We start from the raw sequence: 1407 nt of genomic DNA, 5'->3' as shown, positions 1-1407 counted from the left end.
GACATCACGCTGGCCGCCGCCCGCGACATTGACCTGACCCAGGGCCAGACCCGGCTCTACAGCTGGGGCGTGGGCAGCACCGATGCGGCGGCGCTGGCCGCGAGCAAGACGCTAGGCCAGGCCGACCTGTTCCGCGTGGACGCGGGCGACCTGCGCGTCAGCGCCGGCCAGTCGGTGCGCTCGCGCTCGGTGACCGCGGATCCGTACCAGCAGTACTACACCAACACCTTGCAGTCGGCCCATGCCAACGGCTGGACGCGCATCACCGAGCGCGGCCCGCTGGTCTACTGGACTTCCGAGCCGGACACCTACGAAGCCGGCTTCCAGCACGGCCTGGCGTCGTTTGGCGGTGGCTGCATCGACGTGAGCGCCGGTACGGATGTGCGTGAGCTGATGCTGGCTGCGCCGACGACAGGCTTCATTGATGCCGACGGCGCGCACAGCTACGGCGGTGGCAGCGTGCATGTGCAGGCCGGGCGCGACGTGGTCGGTGGCCTGATCCAGGCCGGCGGCCGGGAGCTCACGGTGCAGGCCGGCCGCGACGTGGCCTGGCAGGAGAACCAGGCGCTGACCGAGCGCGGTGCGATCACTGCCGGGCTGCAGCTGGCGCACGAGAACACCACGATGGACATCAGTGCGCGGCGCGACCTGACGCTGGGCTCGGATGTCAGCAGCCATGCCGTCGATGGCCGCTGGATCAGCGGACTGGATGGCCAGGCCTCGCTGAGCTTGCGCGCCGCAGGCGGTGACCTGCGCTACCGGGCCGATGCCGAACCCGACACACCGCTCAACACCGCCGGCGACGCGCAGACCGTCAACCTGCTGCCAACGCAGGTGCTGATGGCCGCGCCATCCGGTTCGCTGCAGGTTGGCGGCTACCTGGCCGCTCCGGTCATCCAGCAAGCCGAAGCGGCTGCCGCACGGCTGGACCTGCTGGCCGGCCAGCAGCTCACGCTGGCGACCAGCCTGCAGGTCAATGCCAGCTGGACGCAAGGCGTGTCGTACCAGGATGACAGCGGCATCGACGCGCAGAGCCTGAACGGTCAGGGCCTGCCTGGCAGCGCCTGGCTCGCACTGGGCTATGGCGACCTCGCGCGCGGCGACGGCAACGGCCTGGACCGCACGGACCGCACGCCGGTGCGCATGATCGCCGCGGGTGGCGACCTGGAGGTGCAGAGCTCGCTGCGCTCGGCCCGCCCGGTGCGGTTGATGGCAGAACGCGACATCCTGCTCACAGGCAGCAATGTCAACGCCGGCCTGGAGGTCCAGCAGCAGGCTGTGCGGCTGGACGGCAACACGCCAGCCATCAACGCGCCCGCCAGCGAGCTGAGCCTGCTGCAGGCCGGGCGCGACATCCAGCTCGGTCTGGCCTCCATCCGCGTGGCCGGCCCCGGCGACCTGGTGCTG

General features: G+C 70.9%; 1 protein-coding gene. It reads left to right on the top strand.

All coding sequences use genetic code 11. The features are described 5' to 3' along the window. Positions 1-1407, top strand: a 1407-nt coding sequence (locus tag FKP22_RS33150; RefSeq protein ID WP_170201182.1) for a hypothetical protein, incomplete at both ends; no start/stop codon positions are given.

The organism is Ideonella azotifigens (assembly GCF_006519715.1).
Classification (GTDB): Bacteria; Pseudomonadota; Gammaproteobacteria; order Burkholderiales; family Burkholderiaceae_C; genus Ideonella; species Ideonella azotifigens.
This window is presented reverse-complemented; position numbering and strand designations above follow the sequence as displayed.